Raw genomic sequence first — 24571 nt, forward strand, 5'->3', positions numbered from 1 at the left:
TCAGCCGGACGCGCCTGGTCCCGCATCCTCGTGCGCACCCCCGTCCGAGAGGGCGCCAAGATTGCCCAACACGAACTCCCAGCCCTGCCGGTAGTCATCAGTGCCGCCGCTCGGCGTACGGTGCCGGACCGTGATGGACGTGCCGCTGTCAGTCTCGACCAGCTCGACCCGGACCAGATCCTCGACCCTCTCGCCGCCCCAGCGCCAGGTGAGCTCGAGGACGTGCGGTTCGTCCAGCGCGACCACCTCGCCCTCGACCCCGCTGCCGCCCTGCTCGCTGCGGGCCGACCAGCGCCCACCGACCCGGGCCTCCATGACGTAGACCGTGTCCGGCCAGTGCGGCCACCACCAGCGCGCCAGGCCCTCGACGCTGGTCCACGCCGCCCACACGTCGTGGATCGGCGCGGCGACCTGCTGGGTGACGACGAGCTCGGTGGTCCCGTCCGCGGCGTGCTTCGCGGTCATGATGAGTCCGCCAGGTGGTGCGGTGACGGGGATGGTGTCTCGAGGCTGGCGGCCAACCGTCCCAGCTGGACGGTCCAGAACGTGCGGGTGCGATGCAACCAGGCCTCGGTCTCCGCAAGGGCCTCCGGCCGCAGGCTCACCGTGACCGTCCTGCCCTGCTTGACGCGCCGGACCAGGCCGGCCTCCTCCAGCACACCCAGGTGCTTGAGGGCGGCAGGAAGGCTGATCGAGGTATGCCGTGCCAGTTGCGACACGGTCGCGTCGGTCGCCGCGAGACGGTCGACCATGCGCGCGCGGTTGGGCTCACCGAGGGCGGCGAAGACGTGCACATGGTTAACCATATGGCTAAGTATGGGAGGGCCCGGCCGGGCCAGTCAACACAGTGGCAGAGCGCTTCGTGCGGGCTCCGCCCGAACAGAGGCGTGACCGATGACGTCAGGCGGGCATCCTGCGCAGCGTGAGGTACGAGCCGAGCGCCAGCAGCACGCCCAGCAGGAGGCCCCACATGGTCAGGCCCAGGGCCCCGGCGCTGGTGATCCACATCCACACGTCCGGCCATGCCTGCTGCCAGGTGATGAGGGCGATGCACCCGACGAGCACGAGGGCGACACCGAGCAGGACCGTCACGAGCGTGGCCGTCCCGAACCGCTTGAAGACCGTCGCTGCCCAGAATCCGACGATGAAGAAGAGCATGCACATGACGAAGTAGGTCAGGCCGGCCGCGAGCGGACCCCCTGCCCAGACCCACTCGAGATGGGCGAAGTACCCGTTCATGCCGTAGCCGTCGGTCGCCTGCTCGAGGAGCCCGATCAGCACGAACGCGACCGACATGCCGAGGCTGCTCACACCCGCTGCCGCCAGGGAGCCGACGTAGAACTCCCGACGCGTCAGGCTCATCGCCTGCGAGAAGGGGAAGGTCATCGTCATCGCCTGGCTGCCGATGACCAGGAAGTACCACAGCGGCGCCTGGGAGCCGCCGCCGACCTTGATACCCTCCCCGCCGCCGGCCTGGATGATCCAGTAGATGAGCAACGTGATGACCCACGCGCCGCCCAGCACGAGAGCCGGCACCCAGACGAAGGTCTGCGTGTTGACGAACTGAAGTCGGACGACGTTGACGGTACGGCTGCCCCCGACGGCGGGGTGCGTGCGACTGTCGGCGATGACGCTCATCGAAGAGCTCCTTCATGCGTGGGCGCGGAGACTGAGCCACGGCTGGGTGGACGCTGCTGGGTGCGGCGCACGATGAGCTGTTGCAGCGAGACGGGCGCGAGATCGAGCCCCGCTGCGGCCAGCGCGGCGCGTTCGGCGTCGTCGAGGCGCCCCAGGATCGTGACCGACGCGACCCGGCCGAGGCTCTCGCGGTGGATGACCTCACGACCGGCGATGGCCCTCTCCACCGTGGCGGCATCGCCGACGACGTTCGTGGCCTGCGCCCGGGCGTCCTCCGTGAGCTCATCCATGATGATGCGGCCCGCGTCGATGACCAGCACCCGCTCGATGAGGTTGGCGACCTCGTCGATGAGATGGCTGGAGAGGACGACCGTCCGGGGGTGCTCCGCGTAGTCGGCCACCAGCCGGTCGTAGAAGATCTGCCGCGCGACCGCGTCGAGGCCGAGGTACGGCTCGTCGAAGAAGGTGATCTCCGCGCGGGAGGCGAGACCGATGATGACGCCGACGGCGGAGAGCTGCCCTCGGGAGAGCTTCTTGATCACGCGTTTCGTGGGCAGCTGGAACTCGTCGACGAGCTCATCGGCCAGACCCTGGTCCCATCGCGGGAAGAACAACCGAGCCGAGGCAAAGGCGTGACGCGGCGTGGCGTCATCCGGGTACTTCTGACTCTCGCGGACGAAGCACATGCGACTGAGCACCCGTGCGTTCTCGTAGGGGCTCTCCCCGAAGACGCGCACCTGCCCACTGGTCGGGAAGTTCTGCGCCGTGAGGATGGACATCACGGTCGTCTTGCCGGCGCCGTTGCGCCCCAGGAGTCCGTAGATCGTGTCCTGCTCGATGTCGAAGCTGACGTCCTCGACAGCCAGCTTGTCCTTGTAACGCTTGGTGAGGTTCCGGACCTCGATCACGGCGCTCATGCTGTCCTGTTCCTTGGGTCTGGCGTGGTGGTCACGGTGCCGTCGCTGCTCCCTCCGGCGCGGACGAGGTCGGCGACCTCGTCCGGCCCGAGCCCGAGCTTGCGCGCCTCGGCCAGCAGCGGGTGCACGTAGCGGACGGCGAAGGCGTTGCGACGCTCCTCCAGGAGAAGGCCGCGGGCCCCTGAGGAGACGAACATGCCGATGCCTCGGCGCTTGTGGAGCACTCCCTTGGTGACGAGCATGTTGACTCCCTTCGCGGCGGTCGCCGGGTTGATGCGATAGAAGGCGGCGAGCTCGTTGATCGACGGGGCCTGGGCCTCCTCGGCGAGGCTGCCGTCCACGATCGAGTCCTCGACCTGCTCCGCAATCTGCACGAACAGGGGCTTGCCCTCTTCGATCAAGGCGACCTCCGGACTGTTGGTTAGTTACTCTAGTAGTACACCATCACACCAGCGCGGTCGTCAAGGGTCGTCGGGCGGCGCGAAGGGCCGTGCTACGACGCCATCGACCGGGAGCCGGTCCTCGTCGCCAACGAGCTGCGGCACGACCAGCGGTGGCCCCGCTACGTCCCGCGCGCGGTCGCGCAGGGCGTCAAGGCCCAGATGGGCCTGCGACTCTTCATCGAGCAGGAGACGCTGGGCGGACTCAACCTGTACTCCACGCAGACCGACACCATCGACCCCCACCTGCAGCACCTGGCGGAGCTGTTCGCGACCCACGCGGCACTGGCGCTGGGTAAGGCCCGCCGGATCGAGGACCTCACCACCGCCCTGCAGACGCGCAAGGTGATCGGGCAGGCGCTCGGTATCGTCATGGAGCGGTACCAGCTGGACGAGGACCGGGCCTTCCAGTTCATGGTGCGGGTGTCCTCCCACACCAACGTCAAGCTGCGGGACATCGCCCAGGAACTGGTCGATCAGGCCAACTCCCCCAAGAAGCGCCGGACCGACGCCTGAGTCCGGAGGCCGGCCGCAGGACCTAGCGGCTGTGCGCCCGCCAGACCAGGTTGCGGGCCATCTCGGTGACCGTCAGGCCCTGCTCGCGCGCCTGAGCCGTCAGTGCGGTGTAGGCGCCACCCGGGTCCAGGGCCTTCGCGTGCATGAGGACTCCCTTGGCGTGCTCGACCAGGGTGCGGGCCTCCAGCGCCTGCGTGATGTGGGCGTTGAGTTCCCGGTCGCTGGGTTGCTGCGTCTGGACAAGGGCAAGGGTCGCGATGTCGCCGAAGACCTGGGCCAGGGCGCGTGCATCGTCGGAGAGTGCCTGGGCATGGTCGAAGAACAGGTTCACCCCGCCCAGGGCGCGTCCGTGCCACAGCATCGGCTGGGCGTGGACGCCCTGGTAGCCCGCAGCCGTCATGGCGGGTGCCAGCTCGGGCCACCGCGCCGCGAGCTCCACCTCGCCGTGCGCGGCGACGGGCGCCTGGGCACGGATGCAGTCCACGCAGGGACCTTCCTGGGTCTGGCTCTGGTGGATCTCGATCCCCGAGGCAGCGTGCGTGTTTGAGCTCAGCAGCTCCAGCTGCCCGGACCCCTGCACGACGAGCACCGCGGCAGCCTCCGCACCCGTCGCAGTGAGGCAGTGGCTGAGCATTCCCGCGAGGATGTCGGTGATGTCATAGGGCCGCACGAGCGCCGAGGTGGCGGCGGCCAGCTCCTGAGCCGGGGAGCGTCTCGGGGTGGGTCTCACGGTGTGGAACCTCCTGGCGGGCTCACGTCGAGTCGCACACGGCGCTCGACGATCTCCTCGGCGACCCGGTTCAGGGTCTGGTCGTGGGCGAAGGCGTAGGCACGGATCAGGGCCAGCGCGTCCTCGGGCGCGACCCCGAGCTGGGCCACGACCATTCCGGTAGCCATGTGCACCCGGGACCGGGTCAGCCACGGCTCGCTCGGTGCGTCGCTGCGGCCGTCGGAGTCGCGCAGGATGGCGGCGCCGATGGCATCGGCCAGGAACTGGGCGATCTCCTCCTCCTGCACCGAGAAGGGTGCCTGGCGGTGAAGCGTGAGCACCCCGATGGGATCGGTGCCGACGGCGAGCGGAAGGGCAAGCACGTGCACGGTATGGAGTTGACTGCGGACCGCTTCGCTGAGCATGGGCCAACGGTCCGGCCGGTCGGCGGGGAGCAGCCCGCGGGCCAGGTGCCCCGTCGCCGCAGCCTCCGGACCAGGCCCCTCCCCCAGGACCTCCTGCAGGTCCTCCAGCCGGGCGGCCACGTCGTCGGTGCTGCATACCGTGACCCGGCTGTCGGTGCTGTAGCCGATGGTCAGTGCGACGCCGTCGGCGTGCAGAAGCTCCTGACACGCCCGGCACACCCGGCTCGCCAACGGTTCTTCAGTCGGTGTGCGGGCGATCTTCAGCGCCAGCTGCGCGAGGACGTCGCCTCGATCGACCATCTGTACACCCTACCGCCCGGGTTCAGGAGCGGAGCGGTCTCGACGCCGCCCCACGGTCGAGACCCGTCATCGTCGGTTCGCCGTCTGAACCCGGTGCGCGTAGCGTGTCCGGCAGCGGACCGCCAGGAAGGCGCCAGATGGCGAACCGCTAGGTCTGCCGGGTTCAGACAGGAGCTCGGTGGGCCGACTTGCCACCCGCGCGGGCCACGGGCTGTGCGAGGGCGACCTGTCGCACAGCTCCCCGCGACCCCGCGGGCGTGGGCCACAGGTCGCGAAGCACCGCGCCGAGAAGCAGGACGGGTGCGACTGCCACGCTGAGCAGCCCGCGGGTCTGCCCCGTCACCCGTGACGGATCAGCTCGCCTCGGCCAGCTGCAGAGGCACCGCGGGGACGACACCATCGAGCACGGCTTCCTCGACGACGGAGTCACACTGCTCCCCACTCATCCGCAGGCACCCGACCAGCTCGGAGATGAGGGGCCGGCGGGCGTCCCGTAGGAGGTCGCGCTCCCCCAGCGACAGCCCGCGCTCCTCACGGCGCCGCACGAGGTCGCGCACGACCCCGGCAATGGTCAGGACGTCCCCGGTACGCAAGCGCTGGACCTCGTCCTTGATCCGTCGGGCCCACTGCTTCTCCTGACGTGCGCCTGGGGCGGTGAGGACGCCGAAGAGGTCGTCCAGCTCCTCGCGGCACATCGGCTCCCTCACTCCCACCTCTTCGACACTGCCCAGCGGCACGGCGATGGTCAGGCTGCTCCCCTCGACCTCGAGCCGCACATACCGCAAGAGGCGGCCCCGCAGTTCTCGCTCGGTGAACCCGGCGACCCGGGCAGGACCGTGGTGAGGGTGGACGACGATCTGGTCGTGGACGAGCTGCATGACGCGTGAGCCTCTCTGACGAGCGGGAGCGGGCTCCCGCCCCGAGGAGGGCGTCCACCGCGCGGCAGGCGGGGAGCGCGGAGGGAGACTCTCACCGGGTGGTGCTGCCCGCCCTCCGCGGGACTGCATACGCCATTGTCCCACGCCAGGGCCCCGCCGTGAGGGCGTGAGATGCCTCACACGAGCCCTGTCTGCCGGGCCGAGCCGGGCACCGAGCCGGGCACCCAGCCGGAGAGAATGGACGCATGCTGATCGCTCCGATCCCGCCCGCGCTGAGAACGGAGGCCGTCCGACTGTGGAGTGGCTGCGGACTGGTCCGTCCGTGGAACGATCCGGACGCGGACCTCGCGCGTGCGCTCGACGGGCCGTCGTCCACGGTCCTCGGGGCGGTGGCCGACGAGCAGCTGCTCGGCACGGTGATGGTGGGGCACGACGGCCATCGCGGCTGGGTGTACTACCTGGCCGTCTGGCCAGAGCAACGAGGACACGGGCTCGGGCGTGCGCTCATGGAGGCCGCTGAGTCATGGCTGCAGGGGCAGGGCATCCCCAAGCTCCAGCTGATGGTGCGTGCCGACAACACCGCTGTGACCGAGTTCTACCAGCGACTCGGCTATGTCGACCAGCAGGTCGCAGTCTTGGGCCGGTTCTTCGACGATGGGCTGCAGGGGCTCCGTGACGCGACGACGTCCGAGCGCGCTCACGAGGGCCGCGCGGCACCGCCCGCGCGATCCTGACCCTCCCTTCGGTGGGGGCCGCCACGGAGTGGTTCGTCGGCGGATACTGGACCGATGACGTCCCACCTGCGGCCCACCCGGCACTTCACCCCGCGCTCCACGTGGATGAACGACCCCAACGGCCTCGTCTTCCTCGACGGGGTCTACCACCTGTTCTTCCAGACCAACCCCGAGGGCGTCGACTGGGGCAATATGTCGTGGGGCCACGCCACCTCCCCCGACCTGCTCACGTGGACCGAGCATGACGTCGCGCTGCGCTTCTCCGAGCAGGAGGCGGTCTTCTCCGGCAGCGTCGTGGTCGACCACGACAACACCTCCGGGCTCGGCGAGGGCGACGCCCCGCCGCTCGTAGCGCTCTACACCAGCCACTACGAGCCCGGGTCGCCACGCACGGGCACCCAGGCGCAGTCGCTGGCCTGGAGCACCGACGGAGGTATGACGTGGCGCCGCCACCCGGACAACCCGGTCCTGTGCCGGCAGAGCGCCGACTTCCGTGACCCGAAGGTCTTCCGGCACCCCACCGGGTGGGTGATGGTCGCGGTCGAGGCCGTCCACCGCCAGGTGGTCCTCTACCGCTCGGACGACCTGCTGGACTGGGAGCACCTGTCGACCTTCGGCCCGCTCGGGTCGACCGAGGGGATCTGGGAGTGCCCGGACCTCTTCGAGCTGCCGGTCGAGGGAGGGCCGCGGACCGCGTGGGTGCTGGTCGTCAGCCTCGGCAGCGGCGGGCCCGCGGGTGGCTCGGGCACCCAGTACTTCGTCGGCGACTTCGACGGCCGCACCTTCACGCCCCTGCCGGGCGACACCGGACAGTGGCTCGACGTCGGCCCCGACCACTACGCGGCCGTGTCCTTCGACAACACCGGCGACCGGCGGGTCATGATCGGCTGGGCGAGCAACTGGGCCTACGCAGGCCGCACGCCGACCCCGACCTGGCGCTCCTCCATGTCGCTGGCCCGCGAGGTCACCCTGCGCAGCGCGGCCGACGGACGACCACGGCTGCACCAGCACCCCGTCCTGCCCGACGACCTCCTGCAGCACCGCCTCGTCGTGCCGCCCGGCGGCCGGTCGACGCTGACCCTGACCGCGGACGAGGGCGGGGACCCGCTGGTCCTCACCGTCGACACCGCGGACGACCGCCTCACCCTCGACCGCTCGGGCTGCGGCGACGTGACCTTCTCCCCCGCCTTCCCGACCGTCATCGAGGCATCGCTGCCCGAGCACGGCGGCGAGGTGGACGTCCTCGTCGTCGTGGACGCCTCGGTCGTGGAGGTCTACGCCCTCGACGGGGCGCTCACCCTGACCGCGCAGGTCTTTCCCACCGCGCCCCTGAACACCCTGCGGGTCGAGGCTTCCTGAGGGCGAGCACAGGCTCGACCGCGTCAGGGCCTCGCCCTAGCATGACTCCCACGGGGTGCGACCGATTCAAGGAGGAATCAGGATGCTGGACGATGCAGACGTCGCGTACGCGAGTGCGCATGAGCTGGCCCGACGGGTCCGCGACCGGGACATCTCCCCGGTGGAGCTGGTGGATGCGTTCGCGGCGAGGATCGAGGCGCGCAACCCGAGCCTGAACGCGTTCGTCTTCACTGACTTCGACGGTGCACGCGAGGAGGCGAAGCGGGCCGAGCAGGCAGTCACGGACGGGGCCACCCTCGGTGCCTTGCACGGCGTACCCACCGCCATCAAGGACCTCTTCGACTTCAAGCCTGGGTGGCCGGCCACCTTCGGCGGCGTCAGGGCCCTGGCGAACTTCAGCCTCGACACGCACTGCATCTTCGCCGAACGGGTGGAGAAGGCCGGGGCCATCATCCTGGGCAAGACGAACTCGCCGGTGATGGGTTATCGCGGCACCTGCGACAACCCTCTGTTCGGAGCGACGTCCAACCCCTTCGACACGGATCGCAACCCGGGCGGGTCATCGGGCGGCAGCGCCGCTGCTGTCGCCGACGGGCTGGTGCCCTTCGCCGAAGGTACCGACGGCGGCGGCTCGATCCGCATACCCGCGGCATGGTGCGGCCTGTATGGCTACAAGGCATCCTTCGGGCGCGTGCCGTCGGTCGTGCGCCCCAACGCCTTCGGCAGCACGATGCCGTTCCTGTTCGAGGGGCCGCTCACCCGCAATGTCGAGGACGCCGCCCTGGTCCTCAACGCCCTGTCCGGCTACCACCCCGGTGACGTGTTCAGCATCGACGAGGGACCGCACGACTTCGTCACAGACGTCCACCGCGACATCGCCGGTATGCGGATCGCCTACACCCCCGACTACGGCATCTTCCCGGTCGACCAGCGGATCCGGGACAGCGTGGGCGAGGCCGTCCAGGCCCTCGCAGAAGCCGGCGCCGTCGTGGAGGAGATCGACCTGACCCTGCCGTACGACCAGCACGAGCTCAGCGATCTGTGGTGCCGCCACATCATGCTGGTCAACCTGGGGGCGTTCGAGAACTTCAAGCAGAACGGCCTCGACCTGCTCGGCGAGCACCGCGACGACTTCCCCGACGGTTACCTGCGCTGGGCCGACCACGTCTACGGGATGTCGATGACGGAGCTCAACGAGGACTACGTGATGCGGTCCACCGTGTATGACGCCATCCAGTCGGTGTACGAGAACTTCGACCTGCTCGTCTCCCCGACGCTGGCAGCCATGCCCGTCCTCAACGCAGACACACCCGGTGCGACCGTGGGTCCGAGCGAGATCGAGGGCGTGGAGGTGGACCCCTACATCGGCTGGTGCCTGACCTACCTGACGAACTACACCGGCCACCCGGCCGCGTCGATCCCCGCTGGGCTGGTGGACGGGCTGCCGGTCGGCATGCAGATCCAAGGACGTCGGTATGCCGACGGGGACGTGCTCGCCGCGAGCGGCGCGTTCGAGCGGGTCCGCCCTTGGGCCCACATCTACGAGGCACCCATGACGCGTCACCTGAGCTCGTAGGCACGGCTGCTCACTCGACGATGTCCACGCCCTTCCAGAAGGCAACATGGCCGGTGATCTGTGCCGCGGCTCGCTTGGGGGTGAGGTAGGGGGCGAGCAGAACCGCGACGCCGCGTGGACGTCCACCTCGAGCGTGAAGTAGGACGCAGTGCCCTTCCATGGGCACACCGAGGTGGTCGACGACGGCCGCAGCTCTGGCGGCGCGGGCAGAACGCTCCCGGGCGGGGCGGGGGTGCCGCTTCCACCAGCTGGTCGCATGGGCCACGTGCCAGGGTGTTCTCCGTGACGATGCAAGGGATGCAGCCCGCCCCCCGAGAAGGAGCAGCATGAGCACCTCCCCACTCGCCGTGATCACCGGCGCCTCGACCGGGATCGGTCTGGAGCTGGCCCGAGAGCTCGCCGCGCGGTGCTACGACCTCGTCATCTGTGCCGATGAGCCGCAGATCGAGCAGGCAGCCGCCGAGCTCGCCGACAGCACCCCCACCATCGCGGTCCAGGCCGACCTCGCGACCGAGGAGGGCGTCCAGCAGCTCCTCGACCGGGTCCGCAGCCTCGGTCGGCCGGTCGACGTGCTCGCCCTCAACGCCGGCGTCGCCGCGGCTGGCCCCTTCCTGGAGGTGCCGTGGCGCGACGACGCCCGGCTGGTGGCCCTCAACATCAACCATGTCCTGGCCGTCGCCAAGGAGCTGCTGCCCGAGATGGTGCACCGCGGCAGCGGCCGCGTGCTGATCACCTCCTCGATCGCGGCCACCATGCCGGGGCCGTGGTATGCCACCTACGCCGCGTCCAAGGCGTTCCTGCACTCCTTCGCGGAGGGGCTGCGCTTCGAGCTGCGGGAGACGGGCGTCACCGTCACCTCGCTCCTGCCCGGACCCACCGACACCGAGTTCTTCGACCGGGGCGGCATGCAGGACACCGAGATCTACGACGCGAAGAAGGACGACCCCGCAGAGGTGGCCAGAGACGGTGTCGAGGCCATGCTCAAGGGCAAGGACTCGGTCGTCGGCGGCTCGTTCAAGAACCGGCTCCAGGCCGCGGCCAGCAATGTGCTGCCGGAGCCGGCGAAGGCGCGGGTGCACTCCCAGCTGACGCGGAAGAAGGACGAGTGATGAGGGCCGGCACGGATCCCCGGTAACCCCTTCGGTCACGGACCAGCTCACGTCGTTGTCGACGCCGACCCCTCGCGTGCGTCATTCGAAGCCGGATCTGACCGGGATGCTCTTTCGCGCCGCTTGCCTGTGGCCGCGCCGAGTCCCTGCAGCACCAGGCCGAGAAGCAGCAGTCCGACGCCGGCCGTGCTGATGAGGGTCAACCGCTCGTCGAGCACGACCACCCCGAGGGTGGTGGCGACGACGGGCTCGGCCAGCATGAGCGTGGTGACGGGGCCGGCCGGGAGCTCGGCGAGGCCGCGGGCGAAGAGCAGGTAGGCCAGGGTGGTGGTCACCAGTCCCAGGTGCGTCGCCGTCGCCAGGCCCCGTGGATCCAGCAGCCAGGCCGTCGGCTGGGTGACCAGCAGCGGGACGAGCAGCAGACCACCGAGGCCGAAGGCAGCGGCCATCACGGTGGAGGGTTCGTGCCCGGCACTCAGCTGCCCCTTGGCCAGCACGGTGTAGCCGGCGTAGGACAGACCCGCAAGGAGGGCGAGGGCAACTCCCCCCAGGTCGACCTGTCGCGTCCCACCTCCTCCCGTGACCAGCAGCGTCAGGCCGACCAGGCACAGCCCGGTTGCCAGGACCCAGGACAGCCTGGGGCGTTCGCCCAGGAGGAACCGGGCCAGAAGGCCGGCCAGGACAGGCCCGCTGCCGATCGCGGCGAGAGTCCCGATCGCCACGCCCGCCTGCTGCACCGCGGCGAAGAAGGACACCTGGTACAGCGCGGTGCAGACGCCCATGGCCACGCCCGCGGGGGTCCGCCACAGGCGTATCGCCTCGCTGCGCCGCCCGCCGACCAGAGGCAGGACCATCAGCAGCCCCAGCCCTCCGATGACGAGGCGGACGGCCCCCACCCCCAGCGGCGTGGCCCCCTCAGCTCCGAGCGCCTGCGCGGTCCCCGTCGTGCCGAACAGTGTCGCGGCCACCAGGACCGCCCCCACCGCCAGGAACGCGCTCAACGACCATCCCCCCTCCCCGGGCGTGGCCGCCTCAGCCAGTCCCGCCTCGTACAGGTCCATCCAGTGTCGGTGCCGGCGGTCGATAGAGACCTCGACCAGGGCCGCCCAGGACCCAGGTCGATCAGTGTACGTAGCGACGGGGCACCCATATCTCCGGTCACCACGCCCTGCCCCGGCCATGCCTTGCCGAGGTGGGCCCTGCGGAGCCACGCGACCTGCCCACCTGGACGACCGAGCACCGGCTGCTCTTCGCCGAGCTGCGGTCACGCGTCGACACGCCTGCCGAGCCGTGGTACATCGGCGCCGCCGGCCCCTACGCCGACAGTATGGGGTGCCGGTCCGCTCGTCGAGGGCACCGCCGAGCCCTTGGCCATGACGATGCTGGGCGCACGGCATACCTCGACCAGCTGGCGGCGACGGCGTGCCGCTGGTGCGCGACCGCCTCGCCGCCGCGGGGTGACCCCGCCGTCTGCGACGGGCCCCTCTACGGCTGGGGGCTGAGATCTGTGGCGGCCGGGTCGAGTGCCGTCGCGACTCCTCTGCCGCGCCGGGCCCGGACGTCGCTCGGACGCAGGGTCAGGGCGAGGTGGCGGCCCAGGATGCCGAAGGCGAACATGACCGGCAGCAGCAGGTTGCCCATCGAGGTGAGCTGGGCGATCACCACGTCCAGCGGGATCGTCGCGGCCAGCAGCACCGGAGCCAGGACGGGACGGACCCGCTTGAGCAGCAGCGTGATGCCCAGGGCGGTGGCGCCCAGCAGGATGAGCGGCAGCCCGGCGAGCGCGAAGAAGAAGGAGAACGAGAAGATGCGGGCCTCGATCCCCTGACCGTCGATGGTGCCGGTCCACTGGGTCCAGTACTCGAGGAAGACACCGACGCAGCCGATGACGGCGCCAGTGAGGAACACCCGCCACGCCCACTTCTCGGCGCCGACCGGCTGCCGCCTGCGGTGCACGACGAAGGCGCACAGGGTGAACGCGACGAACACGGGGAACCAGATCTTGCCGTAGGTCACGTAGACCACGTTCGGGTCGGCCCAGGTCAGCAGCGGCGACAGCAGGTCGCTCGCCGGCTCGGACCACGCCGCGGTCAGCGGCAGCTCCAGGTCCTCCCGGCCATCCACCGTGGCGTGGCGGGAGAGCGCGTGCAGCTGCCCCACCACGAGGCCGACCCAGGCCATGACCCAGGCGAAGCGGCCGATCCGCCGCTGGCTCCTCTGCGACTCGAACATGATGCCCTCCCTCACGGGTGGCGGGCGGCTCGAGCGTCGCCCGGTAAAAGAAGTGTCCTCCTCGGCGAGACCTCGGCACAAGGGATGCCTCGCGAAGATGCGGGCTCCAGGATCTTCCGTCCAATAGGCCGCGCGTGCCACCATGGACACACCGTTTCGATCACGGGAGCAGCCATGCACGAGGGCGCGTCGCAGAGGTCCCGAGAGGCTACGCGGGTCCGGACCGCGGTCGTGATCGTGCACGGCATGGGGGAGCAGTTGCCGCTCGAGACACTCAAGCGCTTCGTCATGACGGCCCTGCCGAAGATCGACGGCGAACGCCGCTACTTCTCCCGGCCTGAGAAGGTCACCGAGTCGTACGAGGCGAGGCGTTTCCTGGCGTACCGGCAGCCGCCGGGGCCCGGAGATCCCGTCCATGGCCAGGTCGAGTTCTTCGAGTACCACTGGTCCTACAAGATGACCGACAACCGGCTCAGGGACCTTCTACCGACCTTTCGTCGCCTGATGCTCCGCGGGCCGCGGACGGTGCCTTACGGACTGCTCGTCGTGTGGGTCATCGCCTGGCTCGTGCTGCTCGCCCTCGCGGCACTCCTCCTCTGGCTGCTGGTGCGCGGATCCGTCGACGGGTTCACGCTGGAGGCCATCCTTCTCGCCGTCGGGAGCCCAGTTCTGGTCGCGGCCGTCGTCGTCTGGCTCCTCAAGTTCGTCAGCTCGGTCGTGACCAGCTCGTTCGTCGACGTGGTGCGCTACCTCGACACATCGCCGCGCTCCTACGCAGTGCGCCGTGACATCCGGGAAGGGATGGTGGACCTGCTGCGCGGCATCCACGACCGCGGCCGTTACACCAGGCTCGTCGTCGTCGCCCACAGTCTGGGGAGCTACATCGCCTACGACGGCCTGACAGCCCTGTGGCACGAGATGAACGACCTGCACGGCGGCCCGCTGCGGGACTCGGGTCCCCCGCCCCATCTGGAGGGGCTGTCGGCCCTGCAGAAGGCCGCCCGAGCGCTCGCGGACCACCCTGCGGACATCACCGACCTGACGCCGGAGCAGTGGGCCGAGCTGCACCAGTACCGGGCCCGGCAGTTCGCGCTGTGGAAGTCGTGCCGCAAGCAGGGAAACCCGTGGCTCGTGACCGACTTCATCTCGCTGGGCAGCCCGATGTACTTCGCCGATCTGCTGCTGACGAAGAACCGACGCGACTTCGACCGCCTGGTCAAGAACTCCGAGCTGCCGCAGTGCCCGCCCAGGTCCGGGTCGCAGATGGTCGAGGGAGACGACAAGTCCGTGGGACGTGCATACGCATACGACAACCGGGGTCGGCAGGTCCTGAGGTCCGGGATGCTCTTTGCGGTCGTGCGCTGGACCAACCTCTACTTCCCTCCGGAGAGGCACTGGTTTGGCGACTGGTTCGGCGGGCGGCTCCGCCCTCTGTTCGGCACCGGCATTCTCGACGAGGCACTTCTGGGCAACCTGCCTGGGCGGCGTAGACCGGGCCTGGCGCACGGACGGTATTTCAGCTATCCAGACGACCACAGCGAGGCGAGCGTGACGACGAGACTGCAGAGGCACCTGGACCTCAATATTGATGCCGAGCTGGCGGACGTCGTCGACGTGCCTGAGCCGCTCGCTGCTACCCGCAGCGGGGCGGGGGCGACGACATGATCTCCCACACCGCACGCCAGTGGGCCGTCGGCCACGGCGGCTTCTGCACCGCCGAGATCCGTTCGGGGTATGACGCCGGCCTCCGCCCGATCCGGTACGTCTACGACTGCGGCGCCATGCGTCCTAGACATCTCTACCAGGCGATCCCGGCCTACCTCGCCGAGGTCGCAGCCGACTCTGGGGCCATCGACCTGGTCGTCCTTTCCCACATCGACCTGGACCACGTGAACGGGCTCAAGCGCCTGCTGACCGACTCCCAGGTCCGCGTCGACAGGGTCATGCTGCCGTACCTCTCACCCGCGGAGCGCCTGCTCGCGATCGCCCGGTCCGTGGCGGCGATCGAAGGTGAGGACGGGATGGACCCCGACGATCCGGACGATGACCACGACGGTGGAGCGTTGGCGCCGGACGGTTTCGAGCTTCACCTGATGCTCGACCCGACCACGGCTCTGCGGGGTCTCGATCCCGACGTGCAGGTGATCTTCGTGCACGGGAGCGAGGGGGACGACGATGCGGGCCTCGGCCCCGATCCCGCTCCGGTCGAGGACTTCAGGGTGCTCCTGCGCCCGCCGGAGGAGCCAGGTGACCTCGGGATGATCGCCGTCGGCCCAGGATGGGCCAAGCACGACCCGGAGACCGGTGAGAGCCACATGTCCGATCGCATCGCCGTGCGGGTGCACGAATCGACGAAGTTCACGATGTGGCTGCTCGCCCCCTACGTCTCGGCACGTCGGCGCGACCGCGTAGCCGCCTTCATGGCGGCTGCGGCAGCGACGTTCGATCTGTCCGAGCACGAGCTGAGGAACCAGCTGTCGGAGCCTGGCACGGCATACACGCTCGTAGTCCAGCACCGTGGTCGGCTACGCGACCTGTACAAGCAGTTCGGGGGCACGAACGCGAGCTCCATGTGCCTGTACTCCGGCCCGTTGGCGAGTGGAGGCCCGGCCTCCTCGGAGATCCTCGACGGGGACGGGATCAGCCTGACTCACTCGGACCGGGCCGGGACGCTGCTCACCGGCGACGCGGAGCTGAAGCGTCAGGACGACGTCGACGCGCTGGTCGCGCACTATGCACCGCTCGTCCCTCTCATGGACGTCGTCCACCTGCCCCACCACGGCTCGTGGCACAACATATCCGCTCAGCTGCTGGAGACTCTGCCCAACCTCCGCTTGGCGATCGGCATGACGAACCCCACCAGCCCGCATCATCCGGGGCCGGAGACGATGCACGCCGTGGCGGCACGAGGCGTGAAGGCGCACCTCGTGACGAACGAGCCGGCGTCAGCCCTCGTAACATTGGCCACCGCGACGTAGCTCGAGCTCCGGGTGCACGACTCCCGCCCGGAAGGCCGGCATTGCCTTCCTGATGAGCCACGACCGGTATGAGGCGAGCCGGGAACGGCAGGTTGGGCTGGCCACCGCCGCGGACTGAAGGCCGTGTCCTCAGCCTCGGCTACTAACGCGCTCCCCGCCCATCCAGACCTCCCGGACCCGCTCCCCCAGCCCGGTCCAGTCGTCATACGCGCCGTCGATGACCACCACGTCGGCGACCTTGCCCTCCTCCAGCGTCCCGTGGAGGTGCTCGACCCCGAGCAGCTCGGCGGCGACGCCGGAGGCGGCCGCCCAGACCTGGGCGGGCGGCATACCGAGGGCGGCGAGGTGGCCGAGCTCCTCGAGGTTGGTGCCGTGCACGCCGACCCCGCAGTCGGTGCCCATCGCGACCTTCACGCCGGCCTCGATCGCCCGACGCACCGACGCGTCGTGCACGGCAGCGACCGTGCGGGCCTTGGCGACGACGGCGTCCGACATCGGGGCGCCCGCGTCGGCCTGGGCCAGCACCGCCCGCGGAGCGCTGAGGGTGGGGACCAGCCAGGTGCCGTGCTGGAGCATGAGCTCGATCGCCTCGTCGTCGAGGTAGACCCCGTGCTCGATCGAGCGGACCCCGTTGCGGATCGCGGTCTTGATCCCGTCGGTGGCGATCGCGTGCGCCATCACGTTGAGCCCCGCGGCGGAGGCCTCGCGCACCAGCTCGGCGACCTCGTCGTCCCGCAGGTGCCCGTGGCTGGGGTTGGACCGGGGCGACAGGACGCCCCCGCTCGTGGCCACCTTGATGACGTCCGCACCGGCCCGGACCAGCTGGCGCACCTTGCGCCGCATCTCCATGGGCCCGTCGACGACCGCCGACGGCATACCGGGATGCTCGGCCAGCAGGCCGACGTGGACGCCGCAGACGTGCCAGTCGTCGCCGTGCCCGCCGGTCTGGCTGAGCATCTGGATCGCGATCTGCATCCGCGGCCCGAGCACGTGCCCGCGCCGCACCGCCTCGGCCAGCCCCAGGTCGGCGCCGCCGGCGTCGCGCACGTAGGTGATGCCGGTCGCGACCGTGCGCCGCATCCGGTCGATGGCCTCGTAGAACGGCAGCGAGAACGGCGTCTGCAGGATCTGCACCATCGTCGGCTGCTCGAAGAGGAAGTGCACGTGGCAGTCGAAGAGCCCGGGGGTGACGAACGCGCCCGTGCAGTCCACGACCCGTGTGCCGTCGGCCGCGGGGTCCTCGTCCGGCCCCACGGCGTCCCCGCCGACCACCGCGACCCGGCCGTCCACCACGAGCACGTCACCGCGCGTCGGCTCGGCACCCGTGCCGTCGACCACGACACCACCACGGAAGAGAACCCGGTCCATGACGGCAGACGCTACTCCCGCCCACACCGGTGCGGGCTGCGGGCCCGACGGTCAGCGCGGCAGAAGGCCCCGGCCGGGCGGGTGTCGACGGTGGGCGGACTACTCGACGCAGAGGCAGAACGGGTGCCCGGCGGGGTCCAGGAACACCCGGAACGTCTCGCCGGGCTGGTGCTCGGCCTTGGTCGCGCCGAGCCGCACCACCTCGGTCTCCGCCTCGTCGAGGTCCTCGACCATGACGTCGATGTGCATCTGCTGGGGCACGCCCTGGTCCGGCCAGGCCGGAGGCGTGTAGCCCTCGACCTTCTGGAAGGAGATGCACTGTCCGTAGGGTGCGCGGATGTCGGCCCACCCGTCGTCGGGCTCGACCTTCCAGTCGAGCATGGTCCCGTAGAACTCCGCCAGCGCGGTGGGGTCGGGACAGTCGATCACGATGCTGGGCATGCTTGCGATAGCCATGGTCGTGACCGTAGGTGCGAATGCGGACGGTTCGAGTCCTCAGTCACCACCGGAGTCAAGCACCACCGGGGTTGAGGCGCTGAGCCTCCGCACGTCCAGACGGGGCGTCCAGCCGGGCGGGCGCCCCGAGCTGCGCGAGCCGGCCCTCCAGGTGCTCGCGCTCGGAGTCGTTGCGGCACAGGGTGAGCGCCGACGCGTAGGCGTGCTGCTCTTCGTACCTGCGTCGCGTAAGGGTCAACCCCTCAGCTCGGCGGACGTACCTACTGCTCCCCGAATGACATGCGACCAGCGGCAGAGCCGCGCGGCCCGTCCGTGGTCGGGCCGGTTTCCAGCGCACGAGGACTCACAGAACCAATGTGCGGGAACGGTGTGTCACATCCGTCGTTCACATAACGGATGTGACACACAGTTTCCGCACCACCGGGCACAGAGCCGCCCGAGCGGTGCGCCCCCGCGGCTCCGCGGGCAGAGGCTGGTTGTCTACCGCTCACCGGCCGAGTCGTGAGGTCACGCACAGAGGGAGTGCTGCTGGTATGCCCTTCGGCGAACCCGAATGACTGACATGACCGGGAACGGAGTGCGCTGCTTGGTAGTGAGGTGATCGACCCCCAGATGGGCTGAGTCGAGACCCGGGCTCAGAGCTGACGAGCGACCCGACGCCGGCCTACTCGATGACCGTCCCCGCGAGTGGGCTCATGGCCACCGCCAGGTCGAGCAACGCCTCGTCACCGCCTCGCCAGCCGATGAAGGACAGCGACACCGGAGCACTATCGAGCACGCCGACGGGGATGGTGACCTGTGGGAGACCCGAGATGCTGGCCATGCACACCAGGCGCATACCCCTCACCCGGTAGTTCTCGAGGTCCTTCCCCTCCGCGTCGAGCCGGGGGGCGATCGAGGGTGTCGTGGGCAGCGCCAGGACCGTGCCGACCGGCGTCAGCTCATCCATGGTGCGCCGCGCCGAGGCCAGCACCTGCTTCGCGTCCGCCGCCTCCTCTGCAGAGACCTGAGCGGAGACCTCCATCCGTTCCCGGACCCCGGGTCCTAGGGAGGGGGCCGCGGAGGTGATGAAGGGTCCGAAGGTCTGCCAGACCTCGTAGGCCTGGACGACGCGCATCGCCTCCCGCCAGTCGTCCAGCCGGGCGCCCAGGTCCACCCGGACCGGCTCCGGGACCCTCCCGGCCGCGGCGACGAGGCTGCGTTCGACGATTCGTGCCACCGCCGGGTCGGCCGTAGCCAGGGCGTCGTCCAGGAGGGCGACGGTCCCGACCTGCGCCCGCACGCCCGGGCCCTGCAGGAGCACCGGTCCGGCGTGACGAAGCAGTCCGGCGCTGGCGCTGAACCAGCCTCCCGCGTCGAACGACGGTGCCATCGACATGGCGCCGTCGAAGTCGAAGCGGTCCTGGGTCACCCTGATGCCGTAAAGCCCGCAGTTCGCAGCCGGCACCCGCACCGACCCGCCGGTGTCGCTACCGATCGCCAGGTCGCACGCCCCCGACGCCGTGGCAGAGGCGGAGCCGCTGGACGACCCACCCGGCACCCGGTCGGGGGTGCGCGGGTTGAGCGGCGTCCCGTAGTGGGCGTTCTTGCCCACCGTGGAGTAGAAGAACTCGTCGCACACGGTCTTCCCGACGATGCTGGCTCCCGCGTCCAGCAGGCGGCGCACCACCCCGGAGTGCTCCTCGGCCGGCGGATGCGCCTCCAACCAGGCGGGGCTCCCCCCACCGGTCCGGGTGCCGGCGACGTCGAACATGTCCTTGACCGCGACGGTGAACCCGGACAGCGGCCCGGTCGAGGAGCCGGCGAGCGGCGCCGGGAGGTCGTGCGGCACGAACGGCGAGCTGAAGGGCTGGGACAACGGGACAACTCCTTGTGAAGAAGGATCGACGGCCGGAACGGCCCCAGCCGTCGGCGGATCAGAGCAACCGGGTCAGGGCCTCCAGGCGCGTGCCCTGGCGGAGCTCGTCCAGCCAGTCACTCTCCTTGCGCTCCTTGGCCACCGCGCGCTCCCTGACGTGGGTCCAGTCCGCGGCCGGCACGCAGACGACGCCGTCACTATCGGCCAGGACGACGTCCCCGGTCCTGACGACGGAGCCGGACATCTCGACCGACCCGCCGACCTCGCCCGGCTCGTGCTTGGTCGTCCCTCGGGGGACGATCTCCGCGCTCCATACCGGGAAGCCGAGCTCGACGAGCGCGTCGTGGTCGCGGACCCCGGAGTCGGTCACCAGCCCGCGCACGCCCCGGGCGAGCAGCGCCGTGCAGATGACCTCGCCCGCGAGACCGACCGGTGGGCCCGGGCACGAGACCACCAGCACGTCACCCGGCCCGGCCGCCGCGACCGCTCGGTGCAGGGCGAGGTTGTCTCCGGCACCGGTCCGGACAGTCAGGGCCCGTCCGATCGTGGACCGACCGGCCCGTCGCGAGATGCCTGACCCGAGGAAGACGCAGCTCTCGCCGACGTCGAGCGCGGCCGCCGTGGGGACGAGCTCGGTGAGCGGCAGGGCCGGCGAGGAGGTCATCGGTGCCTCTCCAGGGCCAGGTTGATCATCTCGGGCCGCTCCGGTCCTCCGTAGTAGTCGAACACCGTCAGTGCCGTGGTGGACAGGTGCCGGATGAGCACGGACGCGCAGAGGGACGTGTCCCGCGCGAACGCGGCCGCGACCAGGTCCTCGTGGTCGCAGATCGTCTGCTGCCGACGGTCCACGACACCTTCCACGAGGAACACCCGCCGGTAGCGCTCGGCGTGGTCCCACAGCTCGCTGATCGTGCGGAACAGCCGTGGTCCGACCCGCTTGACGATGCCCAGGTGCAGGGCACGGTGGTGCTCGTGGAAGACCTCCATGTCGTTGGCCCGCAGTGCGGCGCTGCTCGCCTCGAGCGCGTCCTTGACCTCGGCCAGGTCGTCGCGGGTCAGCTGGGGCACGGACACGTGCACGGCCAGCGGCTCCAGCAGGAGCCGCTGGCCGTACACCTCGTCCAGATCCCGCAGCGTCAGCTCCGACACGCGGACCCGCCGGTTGGACTCGGCGGTGAGCAGCCCCTCGGCCTCCAGCCGGCGAACGGCCTCGCGCAGCGGCGTCCGGCTGATGTTCATCTCGGCCGCGAGCTGCACCTGCGACATGACCTGCCCGGCGACCACCTCGCCGGTGAGGATGGCGGTCCGCAGCTCCTGGTAGGCCAGGTCGGCGGAGGTGTTGGGCGGGCTGTCTATCGTCACGTCGGGCTCTCTAGCGTGCGGGGGTCCGGATCGGCGGCGTCACTGGACGGGGTTGTCCATCCGGCCGAGTCCCTCGATCTCGGTCTGCACCCGCCAGCCCGGCTGCAGGAACATCTTCGGCGTGCGGCCCAGCCCCACGCCCGACGGGGTGCCGGTGAAGATGAGGTCGCCGGGGACGAGCTTGACCACCTTGGACAGCTCCGACACGAGGGTCGGCACGTCGAAGATGAGGTCGCTGGTCCGGGAGTTCTGCGCGAGTTCGGTCTCGCCGCCGTCCTTGACCAGCGTCGTCGTGATGGCGAGGTCGTTGGGGTCATCCAGCTCGTCGAGGGTGACGAGGTAGGGCCCGACGGGAGAGAAGCCGGGGTAGCTCTTCGCCAGGCTGAACTGCGGCTTGGCGCCCCTGTTCTGCAGGCGACGCTCGGAGAAGTCCTGCCCGTTCATGTAGCCCGCCACGTAGGACAGCGCGTCCGCCGGCTCGACCTGGTGGGCCTCCTTGCCGATCACCACGACCAGCTCGGCCTCCCAGTCCACCGTGTCGGCGGGGAGCTTGACCTCATCCGTGCTGCCGGCGATGGAGGTCTGGAACTTGGTGAAGACGACCGGGTAGTCGGGGATCTCCGACCCCGTCTCCTCCGCGTGCGCGCGGTAGTTGAGGCCGATGGCGAAGATCTGCACGGGATCGGGCACGGGCGGACCGAACCGCTCGATGTCGACGGCGTGTGCACCGTTGAGCTCTGCGGTCTCCTTCCACTCGGCGAGCTGGTCGAGCTGACCGACCAGGGTGCGGGGGTCGGACGAGTACTGCCCCCCGGTGACGGCCTCCACGTCATACCAGGAGTCTCCGTGCTGGAGGACGGCCCGACCGTGGTGATTGGCGATGCGCATGGTGAATTTTTCTCTTTCTGTATGGGGAGAGGTGTCAGTTACGGACGTTCCAGAAGGTCAGGCGCTTCTCCAGCCAGGCGACGGCCAGGAAGAGCGCCAGGCCCAGCAGGCTCAGGTAGAGGATGAGGGCGAAGACGCGGTCCAGCGCGATGCGGGCCGCGGCCACCCGAACCTGCTCGCCGAAGCCGATGCCGCCGCCGATGAACTCGGCCGCGACGGCGCCGGTGAGGCAGGCCACGACGGCGATCTTCAGCCCGGTGAAGAGGTAAGGCAGGGCGCGGTGCACCCGGAGCTTCCAGAAGATGTCCCACTTGGAGGCCTTCATCGACTGGAAGAGCTTGAGCTCGTCCGGCTCGACGGCCGCGACGCCCTGGGCGGTCGAGACGATGATGGGGAAGATCGACATGAACGCCGCCATGAGGAACTTGGAGGCGATGCCGAAGCCGAACCAGGCGATGAAGACGGGGGCGAAGGCGATCTTGGGGGTGGCGTCCAGCAGCACGAAGAGCGGCATGATGCCGCGCCGGCCGAAGCTCGTCAGGCCGACGACGATGCCGACCAGCACGCCGACGGTGACGGCCAGGACGAACCCGAGCATGATCTCCTGCACGGTGATCCACAGCTGCCCGGCCAGGAAGCCGCCGTCGAACATCTGCTGCGTCACCACGACCACCTGCTCGCCCACCGCCAGAGGCGAGGGCAGGACCAGCTGGGAGACGTTGCCGAAGGAGACCAGCAGCTGCCACGCGAGCAGGAAGACCGCGATCGAGATCAGGACGGGCGCCCAGTTGGGGAGGCGGCCGAGCAGGCCGGACCGGGGCTCGGCGGAGCGGCGCCGAGGCCGGGCCTCGGTGGGTTGGCTACGCGTCATGACCACGGGAGTACCCTTCGTCGAGCGCCTGGCGCACGGTGTTGATCAGCTGCAGGTAGCGCGGATCCTGGAGCGTGTGCTCGCCCCGGGGGTGGGGCAGGTCGATCTCGATGGCCCGGGTGATCCGCCCCGGCCGCGCCGACATCGCGTAGACGACGTCGGAGAGGAAGACGGACTCGGGGATGGAGTGCGTCACGAGCACGGCGGTCGCGCCGGTGGAGCGCACGATGCGCAGCAGCTCGCTGTCCATCCGCTCGCGGGTGAGCTCGTCGAGGGCTCCGAACGGCTCGTCGAGCAGCAGGATCTGGGGCTCGGTCACCAGCATCCGGCAGATCGCGGCGCGCTGCGCCATACCTCCGGAGAGCTGGTGGGGGTAACCCGCCGCGAAGTCGGCGATGCCGACCAGCTCGAGCAGCTCGCGCGCCTTGTCCTTCTGCCTGCGGGCGGCTTTCTTGCCGTCCCGCAGCTCCAGCGGGAGCAGCACGTTCTCCAGCACGGTGCGCCAGGGCAGCAGCGTCGCCTTCTGGAACATGTGGCTGACCTCGGGCGGCGGGCCGTCGAGCTCGCGGCCGAGGATCTGCACGGTGCCCTCGGAGGGACCCAGCAGCCCGGAGAGGATGTTGAGCAGGGTCGACTTGCCGCACCCGCTGGGGCCGATCAGGGAGGTGACGGACCCGCGCGGCAGCGAGATCGTGACGTCCTGGAGGGCGTGCGTGCCGGTGCCGTAGGTGTGGTTGACGTCGGTCACCGAGTACGCGACGTCACTGCCGACGGTCTGGGCGGCCGTCACGAGTTGAAGCCCTCGACGAGGTCGTTGGTGAAGAGGTTCTCGACCGAGACGTCGCCCTCCTCGACCTCGCCCATGTCGATCGCGTCCTGCAGGATGCTCTCCCAGTGCTCCTCGGACATCGAGCCCCACGGCTCGCCGTCGGTGCGCTCCAGGCTGGGGATGAGCGCGTCGAGGTGCGCCTCGACGTAGGTGGGGTCCTCGACCTCCTGCGGCTGGACCTCGGCGCAGGCGTCGGTGACGAGCTGGCGGTCCTCGATCGCCATCTCCAGCCCCTGCCGGTAGGCGTTGCCGAAGGCCTCGAGGCTCTCGGGGTCGGACTCGATGAGCTCGGCCGGGGCGGCCAGCCCGTTGCCGAAGAGGTAGTCGGTGGCGTCGCCAGTGATGTCGGTCAGCGGGATGCCGGCGTGCTCGATGATCGCCATGCCGTCGATCGAGGCGGCGTAGGCGTCGATGTCACCGCGCTCGAAGGCGGCGACGGCCTGGCCGCCCTCGCCGACGGTGAGGATCTCGTAGTCCGACTCCTCCATACCCTCGGCGGCCATGATCGTGTGCGCGAAGCTGACCTCGCTGCCGTCGGCGGTGGCGACCCCGATGGTCATGCCACCAAGCTCGGAGGCGTCGGCGATGCCGGTCTCCTCCGGGGCGACGAGGGCGAAGGCGCCGCCGGGCCACAGGTTGGCGATGTAGCGGATGTCCTCGCCCTGGGCCTGGGTGAGGATCGTGGGGACCGGACCGGGGGTGCCCAGGTCGGTCTGGCCGGCCAGCATCGCCTGCAGGACCGCGGCGCTGCCGTTCATCCGCTCGACCTGGATGTCCAGGCCGTTCTCCTCGAAGAGGCCCTCGTGCTGGGCCACGTAGAGGGGGAAGAACTGCAGGCAGCTGGTGCTGACGGCGGCGACGGACATCGAGGTCATGCCGCCCCCCGCTGCCCCGGTGCCGTTCGTGTCCTCCTGGCGCTCGGCCTCCTCCGCGGCCGGACCCGAGCATGCGGCCAGCAGGGTCAGGGCCGCGGCCGATGACGCAACAATCCACTTCTTCATGATCTGACTCCTATGTCTGATCCTCCGGTGAGGTCTGGATGGCTCCAGGGTGTATACAGTACGGACCAACCTGTACACAGGTCAAGGTTCTACTGCATACAGATCTCGACGCCGCTCCCCCGGCCGG

27 protein-coding genes and 1 pseudogene are annotated in these 24571 nt (G+C 69.9%); 7 read left to right on the forward strand and 21 right to left on the reverse strand.

All coding sequences use genetic code 11. The features are described 5' to 3' along the window. The 5 genes from ESZ52_RS13860 to ESZ52_RS13880 form a co-directional block, all read right to left on the reverse strand. On the reverse strand, nucleotides 1–465 hold the full coding sequence (locus ESZ52_RS13860; protein ID WP_131105450.1) for an SRPBCC family protein: 465 nt from the start codon (nucleotides 463–465) through the stop codon (nucleotides 1–3). Continuing rightward, on the reverse strand, nucleotides 462–806 hold the full coding sequence (locus tag ESZ52_RS13865; protein WP_131105451.1) for an ArsR/SmtB family transcription factor: 345 nt from the start codon (nucleotides 804–806) through the stop codon (nucleotides 462–464). Before ESZ52_RS13865 ends, ESZ52_RS13860 begins: the two co-directional genes overlap by 4 nt. Nucleotides 807–900: 94 nt before the next feature. Further along, nucleotides 901–1638: a hypothetical protein gene (locus tag ESZ52_RS13870; RefSeq protein ID WP_131105452.1), complete on the reverse strand. Its 738-nt coding sequence runs from the start codon at nucleotides 1636–1638 to the stop codon at nucleotides 901–903. Beyond that, complete coding sequence (locus tag ESZ52_RS13875) at nucleotides 1635–2555, reverse strand: ABC transporter ATP-binding protein (RefSeq protein ID WP_131105453.1); 921 nt, start codon at nucleotides 2553–2555, stop codon at nucleotides 1635–1637. The genes ESZ52_RS13870 and ESZ52_RS13875 overlap by 4 nt, the downstream gene beginning before the upstream one ends. Then, nucleotides 2552–2956, reverse strand: coding sequence for a GntR family transcriptional regulator (locus tag ESZ52_RS13880; protein WP_131105454.1), 405 nt, complete (start codon nucleotides 2954–2956; stop codon nucleotides 2552–2554). Before ESZ52_RS13880 ends, ESZ52_RS13875 begins: the two co-directional genes overlap by 4 nt. 42 nt (nucleotides 2957–2998) lie before the next feature. Here ESZ52_RS13880 and ESZ52_RS13885 point away from each other — a divergent pair, with 42 nt between their 5' ends. Further along, nucleotides 2999–3511 carry a GAF and ANTAR domain-containing protein gene (locus ESZ52_RS13885; RefSeq protein ID WP_272948415.1) on the forward strand — a complete coding sequence of 171 codons (513 nt, stop codon included), beginning with the start codon at nucleotides 2999–3001 and terminating at the stop codon, nucleotides 3509–3511. A 22-nt stretch (nucleotides 3512–3533) separates the two neighbouring features. Here the strand turns inward: ESZ52_RS13885 and ESZ52_RS13890 are convergent, their stop codons facing one another. The 3 genes from ESZ52_RS13890 to ESZ52_RS13900 all read right to left on the reverse strand — a co-directional run bounded on the left by ESZ52_RS13890 (nucleotide 3534) and on the right by ESZ52_RS13900 (nucleotide 5823). Then, nucleotides 3534–4241: a GAF and ANTAR domain-containing protein gene (locus tag ESZ52_RS13890; RefSeq protein ID WP_131105456.1), complete on the reverse strand. Its 708-nt coding sequence runs from the start codon at nucleotides 4239–4241 to the stop codon at nucleotides 3534–3536. Beyond that, nucleotides 4238–4945, reverse strand: a complete 708-nt coding sequence (locus tag ESZ52_RS13895) for a GAF and ANTAR domain-containing protein (RefSeq protein ID WP_131105457.1) — start codon at nucleotides 4943–4945, stop codon at nucleotides 4238–4240. Before ESZ52_RS13895 ends, ESZ52_RS13890 begins: the two co-directional genes overlap by 4 nt. Nucleotides 4946–5298: 353 nt before the next feature. Continuing rightward, nucleotides 5299–5823 carry a CarD family transcriptional regulator gene (locus ESZ52_RS13900; RefSeq protein ID WP_181009910.1) on the reverse strand — a complete coding sequence of 175 codons (525 nt, stop codon included), beginning with the start codon at nucleotides 5821–5823 and terminating at the stop codon, nucleotides 5299–5301. Nucleotides 5824–6068: 245 nt separating this feature from the next. Between ESZ52_RS13900 and ESZ52_RS13905 the strand changes: the two genes are divergently transcribed. The 3 genes from ESZ52_RS13905 to ESZ52_RS13915 all read left to right on the forward strand — a co-directional run bounded on the left by ESZ52_RS13905 (nucleotide 6069) and on the right by ESZ52_RS13915 (nucleotide 9492). Then, nucleotides 6069–6557 carry a GNAT family acetyltransferase gene (locus ESZ52_RS13905; protein WP_131105459.1) on the forward strand — a complete coding sequence of 163 codons (489 nt, stop codon included), beginning with the start codon at nucleotides 6069–6071 and terminating at the stop codon, nucleotides 6555–6557. A gap of 54 nt (nucleotides 6558–6611) precedes the next feature. Beyond that, nucleotides 6612–7916 carry a glycoside hydrolase family 32 protein gene (locus ESZ52_RS13910; protein WP_131105460.1) on the forward strand — a complete coding sequence of 435 codons (1305 nt, stop codon included), beginning with the start codon at nucleotides 6612–6614 and terminating at the stop codon, nucleotides 7914–7916. A gap of 82 nt (nucleotides 7917–7998) precedes the next feature. Then, on the forward strand, nucleotides 7999–9492 hold the full coding sequence (locus ESZ52_RS13915; protein WP_131105461.1) for an amidase: 1494 nt from the start codon (nucleotides 7999–8001) through the stop codon (nucleotides 9490–9492). Nucleotides 9493–9645: 153 nt separating this feature from the next. Here the strand turns inward: ESZ52_RS13915 and ESZ52_RS20135 are convergent. Beyond that, a pseudogene (locus ESZ52_RS20135) lies at nucleotides 9646–9750 on the reverse strand (hypothetical protein); the annotation flags it as partial. 68 nt (nucleotides 9751–9818) lie between these two features. On the opposite strand from ESZ52_RS20135, the gene ESZ52_RS13925 reads away from it, so the two are divergent. Then, nucleotides 9819–10601: an SDR family NAD(P)-dependent oxidoreductase gene (locus ESZ52_RS13925; RefSeq protein WP_131105462.1), complete on the forward strand. Its 783-nt coding sequence runs from the start codon at nucleotides 9819–9821 to the stop codon at nucleotides 10599–10601. Nucleotides 10602–10648: 47 nt separating this feature from the next. Here the strand turns inward: ESZ52_RS13925 and ESZ52_RS13930 are convergent, their stop codons facing one another. Next, nucleotides 10649–11662 (reverse strand): DMT family transporter, encoded by a 1014-nt coding sequence (locus ESZ52_RS13930; protein WP_131105463.1) that lies wholly within the window; start codon nucleotides 11660–11662, stop codon nucleotides 10649–10651. Nucleotides 11663–12086: 424 nt separating this feature from the next. Further along, nucleotides 12087–12833: a hypothetical protein gene (locus ESZ52_RS13935; protein ID WP_131105464.1), complete on the reverse strand. Its 747-nt coding sequence runs from the start codon at nucleotides 12831–12833 to the stop codon at nucleotides 12087–12089. Between the two features lie 246 nt (nucleotides 12834–13079). On the opposite strand from ESZ52_RS13935, the gene ESZ52_RS13940 reads away from it, so the two are divergent. Together ESZ52_RS13940 and ESZ52_RS13945 are read left to right on the forward strand one after the other, a co-directional pair. Next, nucleotides 13080–14498, forward strand: a complete 1419-nt coding sequence (locus ESZ52_RS13940; RefSeq protein ID WP_131105465.1) for a hypothetical protein — start codon at nucleotides 13080–13082, stop codon at nucleotides 14496–14498. Next, entirely contained in the window at nucleotides 14495–15811 is a 1317-nt protein-coding gene (locus ESZ52_RS13945) for an MBL fold metallo-hydrolase (RefSeq protein WP_131105466.1), read from the forward strand. Before ESZ52_RS13940 ends, ESZ52_RS13945 begins: the two co-directional genes overlap by 4 nt. A 129-nt stretch (nucleotides 15812–15940) precedes the next feature. On the opposite strand, the gene ESZ52_RS13950 is transcribed toward ESZ52_RS13945, so the two are convergent. The 10 genes from ESZ52_RS13950 to ESZ52_RS13995 form a co-directional block, all read right to left on the reverse strand. Further along, nucleotides 15941–17179, reverse strand: a complete 1239-nt coding sequence (locus ESZ52_RS13950) for a metal-dependent hydrolase family protein (protein ID WP_131105467.1) — start codon at nucleotides 17177–17179, stop codon at nucleotides 15941–15943. Between the two features lie 99 nt (nucleotides 17180–17278). Beyond that, nucleotides 17279–17635 carry a VOC family protein gene (locus ESZ52_RS13955; RefSeq protein WP_131105468.1) on the reverse strand — a complete coding sequence of 119 codons (357 nt, stop codon included), beginning with the start codon at nucleotides 17633–17635 and terminating at the stop codon, nucleotides 17279–17281. 55 nt (nucleotides 17636–17690) lie between these two features. Next, on the reverse strand, nucleotides 17691–17873 hold the full coding sequence (locus ESZ52_RS13960; protein WP_131105469.1) for a hypothetical protein: 183 nt from the start codon (nucleotides 17871–17873) through the stop codon (nucleotides 17691–17693). Nucleotides 17874–18299: 426 nt separating this feature from the next. Next, the gene (locus ESZ52_RS13965; protein WP_131105470.1) at nucleotides 18300–19493 is read right to left on the reverse strand and encodes an amidase; all 1194 of its coding nucleotides are present in this window, start codon (nucleotides 19491–19493) and stop codon (nucleotides 18300–18302) included. Nucleotides 19494–19551: 58 nt separating this feature from the next. Then, on the reverse strand, nucleotides 19552–20157 hold the full coding sequence (locus ESZ52_RS13970; protein WP_131105471.1) for an RraA family protein: 606 nt from the start codon (nucleotides 20155–20157) through the stop codon (nucleotides 19552–19554). Continuing rightward, entirely contained in the window at nucleotides 20154–20855 is a 702-nt protein-coding gene (locus tag ESZ52_RS13975) for a GntR family transcriptional regulator (RefSeq protein ID WP_131105472.1), read from the reverse strand. Before ESZ52_RS13975 ends, ESZ52_RS13970 begins: the two co-directional genes overlap by 4 nt. Nucleotides 20856–20894: 39 nt before the next feature. Continuing rightward, complete coding sequence (locus ESZ52_RS13980) at nucleotides 20895–21743, reverse strand: fumarylacetoacetate hydrolase family protein (protein WP_131105473.1); 849 nt, start codon at nucleotides 21741–21743, stop codon at nucleotides 20895–20897. A gap of 34 nt (nucleotides 21744–21777) precedes the next feature. After that, nucleotides 21778–22614 carry an ABC transporter permease gene (locus ESZ52_RS13985; protein ID WP_131105474.1) on the reverse strand — a complete coding sequence of 279 codons (837 nt, stop codon included), beginning with the start codon at nucleotides 22612–22614 and terminating at the stop codon, nucleotides 21778–21780. After that, the gene (locus ESZ52_RS13990) at nucleotides 22604–23404 is read right to left on the reverse strand and encodes an ABC transporter ATP-binding protein (RefSeq protein ID WP_131105475.1); all 801 of its coding nucleotides are present in this window, start codon (nucleotides 23402–23404) and stop codon (nucleotides 22604–22606) included. Before ESZ52_RS13990 ends, ESZ52_RS13985 begins: the two co-directional genes overlap by 11 nt. Beyond that, nucleotides 23401–24444, reverse strand: a complete 1044-nt coding sequence (locus tag ESZ52_RS13995) for an ABC transporter substrate-binding protein (RefSeq protein ID WP_131105476.1) — start codon at nucleotides 24442–24444, stop codon at nucleotides 23401–23403. The genes ESZ52_RS13990 and ESZ52_RS13995 overlap by 4 nt, the downstream gene beginning before the upstream one ends. Between the last annotated feature and the right edge of the window lie 127 nt (nucleotides 24445–24571).

This window comes from Ornithinimicrobium sufpigmenti, from assembly GCF_004322775.1.
Lineage (GTDB): Bacteria > Actinomycetota > Actinomycetes > Actinomycetales > Dermatophilaceae > Ornithinicoccus > Ornithinicoccus sufpigmenti.

Excerpts from the sequence above, each read along its gene's own strand:
- ESZ52_RS13950 (WP_131105467.1), bottom strand. The coding sequence starts at position 17,179 with ATGGACCGGGTTCTCTTCCGTGGTGGTGTCGTGGTCGACGGCACGGGT.
- ESZ52_RS13925 (WP_131105462.1), top strand. The coding sequence starts at position 9,819 with ATGAGCACCTCCCCACTCGCCGTGATCACCGGCGCCTCGACCGGGATC.
- ESZ52_RS13980 (WP_131105473.1), bottom strand. The coding sequence starts at position 21,743 with ATGCGCATCGCCAATCACCACGGTCGGGCCGTCCTCCAGCACGGAGAC.
- ESZ52_RS13865 (WP_131105451.1), bottom strand. The coding sequence starts at position 806 with ATGGTTAACCATGTGCACGTCTTCGCCGCCCTCGGTGAGCCCAACCGC.
- ESZ52_RS13875 (WP_131105453.1), bottom strand. The coding sequence starts at position 2,555 with ATGAGCGCCGTGATCGAGGTCCGGAACCTCACCAAGCGTTACAAGGAC.
- ESZ52_RS13985 (WP_131105474.1), bottom strand. The coding sequence starts at position 22,614 with ATGACGCGTAGCCAACCCACCGAGGCCCGGCCTCGGCGCCGCTCCGCC.
- ESZ52_RS13870 (WP_131105452.1), bottom strand. The coding sequence starts at position 1,638 with ATGAGCGTCATCGCCGACAGTCGCACGCACCCCGCCGTCGGGGGCAGC.
- ESZ52_RS13945 (WP_131105466.1), top strand. The coding sequence starts at position 14,495 with ATGATCTCCCACACCGCACGCCAGTGGGCCGTCGGCCACGGCGGCTTC.
- ESZ52_RS13935 (WP_131105464.1), bottom strand. The coding sequence starts at position 12,833 with ATGTTCGAGTCGCAGAGGAGCCAGCGGCGGATCGGCCGCTTCGCCTGG.
- ESZ52_RS13995 (WP_131105476.1), bottom strand. The coding sequence starts at position 24,444 with ATGAAGAAGTGGATTGTTGCGTCATCGGCCGCGGCCCTGACCCTGCTG.
- ESZ52_RS13915 (WP_131105461.1), top strand. The coding sequence starts at position 7,999 with ATGCTGGACGATGCAGACGTCGCGTACGCGAGTGCGCATGAGCTGGCC.
- ESZ52_RS13910 (WP_131105460.1), top strand. The coding sequence starts at position 6,612 with ATGACGTCCCACCTGCGGCCCACCCGGCACTTCACCCCGCGCTCCACG.
- ESZ52_RS13860 (WP_131105450.1), bottom strand. The coding sequence starts at position 465 with ATGACCGCGAAGCACGCCGCGGACGGGACCACCGAGCTCGTCGTCACC.
- ESZ52_RS13940 (WP_131105465.1), top strand. The coding sequence starts at position 13,080 with ATGGGGGAGCAGTTGCCGCTCGAGACACTCAAGCGCTTCGTCATGACG.
- ESZ52_RS13930 (WP_131105463.1), bottom strand. The coding sequence starts at position 11,662 with ATGGACCTGTACGAGGCGGGACTGGCTGAGGCGGCCACGCCCGGGGAG.
- ESZ52_RS13895 (WP_131105457.1), bottom strand. The coding sequence starts at position 4,945 with ATGGTCGATCGAGGCGACGTCCTCGCGCAGCTGGCGCTGAAGATCGCC.
- ESZ52_RS13970 (WP_131105471.1), bottom strand. The coding sequence starts at position 20,157 with ATGACCTCCTCGCCGGCCCTGCCGCTCACCGAGCTCGTCCCCACGGCG.
- ESZ52_RS13900 (WP_181009910.1), bottom strand. The coding sequence starts at position 5,823 with ATGCAGCTCGTCCACGACCAGATCGTCGTCCACCCTCACCACGGTCCT.
- ESZ52_RS13905 (WP_131105459.1), top strand. The coding sequence starts at position 6,069 with ATGCTGATCGCTCCGATCCCGCCCGCGCTGAGAACGGAGGCCGTCCGA.
- ESZ52_RS13955 (WP_131105468.1), bottom strand. The coding sequence starts at position 17,635 with ATGGCTATCGCAAGCATGCCCAGCATCGTGATCGACTGTCCCGACCCC.